The organism is Bradyrhizobium sp. BRP22 (assembly GCF_020194175.1).
Lineage (GTDB): Bacteria > Pseudomonadota > Alphaproteobacteria > Rhizobiales > Xanthobacteraceae > Bradyrhizobium.
Window position 1 is genome coordinate 1 of the sequence record NZ_JADYVX010000118.1, and the last position, 567, is coordinate 567.

Genomic DNA, 567 nt, shown 5'->3' on the forward strand with positions numbered 1-567 from the left:
GCGTGTGATAGATCGTCATCAAACACCAGCGTGTAGCGCATTTCCTCTCCACCCCACACGTGAATAGCCCCCAAGTACGTTCCCGAGATGTTGTCGGAGACGAAGCGTCCGTCGATATAGAGGCCCAGGCGACCATTCTGTACGGTGAAATCGCCATCGCAATCGATGTAGGACAGCGCGACGCGTGCCTTTCGCGTCTCGTCGTCGTCAGTACGAACGGCAGGGTTGCGCGCCGCGCCCTCCATATTAAGTGCAGCAAAGCACACACGCGGCGCATCGTTAGAGTGCGGCAACCACTCCGCGCAGCTGCGACGCAGTTCGGACGTGTCTTGCGGTATCTTGGCCTCGTCGCCGTACACCGGCCCAGCGGCGAGCACGAGCAGAATTGCGATGGTTCGGCTCATTTGCAGTTCCTTCAAAAGTCATCAGAGTGCATCGCCGCCCGCAGGCCGGGAAGCGCCGGAGCCCCAAGGAAATTGATTAGTCGGTATCGAATTTCACGGCCAGTTTCGGGCGAACTGCTACGTCTCTATGTCGTACCGGTCACCTACCTTAGCTGGTAGCGCT

General features: G+C 58.7%; 1 protein-coding gene. It reads right to left on the minus strand.

Features of this window, described 5'->3' with window-relative positions; all coding sequences use genetic code 11:
- A partial coding sequence (locus I6F35_RS39630; protein WP_225122970.1) for a hypothetical protein occupies positions 1 to 404 on the minus strand: 404 nt, incomplete at its 3' end.
- Positions 405 to 567: the final 163 nt, after the last annotated feature.